Origin of the sequence: Actinomadura sp. HBU206391 (assembly GCF_014323665.1) — a bacterium.
Classification (GTDB): Bacteria; Actinomycetota; Actinomycetes; order Streptosporangiales; family Streptosporangiaceae; genus Actinomadura_C.
This window is the reverse complement of the sequence record NZ_JABVEB010000480.1, coordinates 1-2436: the sequence shown is the minus strand read 5'-3', so window position 1 is coordinate 2436 and position 2436 is coordinate 1. Positions and strand designations below refer to the sequence as shown.

Here is a 2436-nt window from a genome sequence, read left to right as displayed (position 1 = left end):
GGGGTCGACTCCGGCCACATGATCGCGCAGTACACCCAGGCGTCGATCGTCTCGGAACTGAAGCGGCTCGCGGTACCGGCCAGCGTCGACTCGATCCCGAGCTCGGCCATGCAGGAGGACCACGTCTCCATGGGCTGGAACGCGGCGCGCAAGCTGCGCCGCGCCGTCGACGGTCTCACCCGGGTGGCCGCGATCGAGATCCTCACCGCGGCCCGCGCCCTCGACATGCGCTCGCCGCTGCGCCCTGGCCCCGCGACCGGCGCGGTGGTGTCGGCGCTGCGCACCCGGGTGCCCGGCCCCGGCCCCGACCGGTTCCTCGCACCCGAGATCGAGGCGGCCGTCGATCTCGTACGTGACGGCTCACTCGCCGCCGCCGCCGAATCCGTCATCGGACCACTGAGCTAGGGCCCGAATTCGTCACCGGACCGCTGAGCTAGGAGAGAGCATGACCTCTGGACCCCGTCCCGTACGTTCCCCGCGCGGCACGACGCTGAGCACCAAGGGCTGGCCCCAGGAGGCCGCCCTGCGGATGCTCATGAACAACCTCGACCCCGAGGTCGCCGAGCATCCCGACGAGCTCATCGTGTACGGGGGCTCGGGTCGTGCCGCGCGCAACTGGGCGTCCTTCGACGGCATCGTCCGATCGCTCCAGGACCTTGAGGGCGACGAGACGCTGCTCGTGCAGTCGGGCAAGCCGGTGGGGATCTTCCGCACCCACGAGTGGGCGCCGCGGGTGCTCATCGCCAACTCCAACCTGGTGCCGCAGTGGGCCACCTGGGAGGAGTTCCGCAGGCTCGAGTCGCTCGGGCTGACGATGTTCGGCCAGATGACCGCGGGCTCGTGGATCTACATCGGCACCCAGGGGATCCTGCAGGGCACCTACGAGACCTTCGGCGCCGTCGCGGCCAAGCGCTTCGGCGGATCGCTGGCCGGCACGATCACGCTGACCGCCGGCCTCGGCGGCATGGGCGGCGCCCAGCCGCTGGCCGTCACCATGAACGGCGGGGTGGCGCTCTGCATCGAGTGCGACCCGTCCCGCATCGACCGGCGCGTCGAGCACCGCTACTGCGACGTCCGGGCCGACGGTCTCGACGAGGCGCTGCGCCTTGCCGTCGAGGCGCGTGACGCGCGCCGCCCGCTGTCGATCGGGCTGCTCGGCAACGCGGCCGACATCGTGCCCGAGCTGTTGCGCCGCGGCGCCCCGATCGACGTCGTCACCGACCAGACCTCGGCGCACGATCCACTGACGTACCTGCCACGGGGGATCGCCTTCGAGGACATGGCCGACGAGCGGGAGAAGGACCGCGAGGGCTTCATCACCCGGGCCAGGGAGTCGATGGCCGCGCACGTCGAGGCCATGGTCGGCTTCCAGGACGCCGGCGCTGAGGTCTTCGACTACGGCAACTCGATCCGCGGCGAGGCCGAGCTCGCCGGCTATGCCCGCGCGTTCGAGTTCCCCGGCTTCGTGCCGGCGTACATCAGGCCGCTGTTCTCCGAGGGCAAGGGCCCGTTCCGGTGGGCCGCGCTCTCCGGCGACCCGGCCGACATCGCCCGCACCGACCGTGCCGTTCTCGAACTCTTCCCCGACAACGAGCCGCTGGCCCGCTGGATCCGGATGGCCGGTGAGAAGGTGCGCTTCCAGGGGCTGCCGTCGCGGATCTGCTGGCTCGGGTACGGCGAGCGCGACAAGGCCGGGGCGGTCTTCAACGACCTGGTGGCACGGGGAGAGGTCAGCGCCCCGATCGTGCTCGGCCGTGACCACCTCGACTGCGGCTCGGTCGCGTCGCCCTACCGGGAGACCGAGGGAATGGCCGACGGCTCCGACGCCATCGCCGACTGGCCGCTGCTCAACGCCCTCGTCAACACCGCGTCCGGGGCCTCGTGGGTGTCGATCCACCACGGCGGCGGCGTCGGCATCGGCCGGTCCATCCACGCCGGCCAGGTCTGCGTCGCCGACGGCACGCCGCTCGCCGCGCAGAAGCTGGAGCGGGTGCTCACCAACGACCCGGGCATGGGCATCATCCGCCATGTGGACGCCGGTTACGACGACGCCGCCCAGGCCGCCGAGCGCGGCGGCGTCCGCATCCCCATGCGCGAGAACCCACGTTGATCTGCGGCGTGTCGTTGGCCCATCCCGCTCGATGACCAACGACACGCCGCAAGTCAACGACGAGGAGAGGTCGATGAGCTTCGAGAAGATGTGGGCGTCGCTGCTGCCGATCGGCCGTGACGCGGCGACCGGCGGATATCACCGGTTCGCCTGGCGGCCCGCCGAGCTGGAGTGCCGCGCATGGTTCGTCGAGGAGGCGCGCAGCCGCGGCCTGGCCCTCGAACGCGACCGCAACGGCAACCTCTTCGCCTGGTGGCGGCCGGAGCGTGAACAACTGCAAGATCGCGAGCGGGGGCGGCGTGAACAACTGCATGATCACGGGGGGG

General features: G+C 71.4%; 2 protein-coding genes and 1 pseudogene. All 3 read left to right on the top strand.

The features are described from left to right. Window positions 1-405, top strand: a 405-nt coding sequence (locus HKK72_RS38580; RefSeq protein WP_187239323.1) for an aromatic amino acid lyase, incomplete at its 5' end; no start/stop codon positions are given. Window positions 406-445: 40 nt separating this feature from the next. Next, entirely contained in the window at window positions 446-2110 is a 1665-nt protein-coding gene (hutU, locus tag HKK72_RS38575) for a urocanate hydratase (RefSeq protein WP_187239322.1), read from the top strand. Window positions 2111-2183: 73 nt separating this feature from the next. Then, a pseudogene (locus HKK72_RS38570) lies at window positions 2184-2436 on the top strand (hypothetical protein); the annotation flags it as partial.

Bases quoted from the DNA above. Each gene is read 5' to 3' on its own strand.
- hutU (WP_187239322.1), top strand. From the start codon at position 446: ATGACCTCTGGACCCCGTCCCGTACGTTCCCCGCGCGGCACGACGCTG.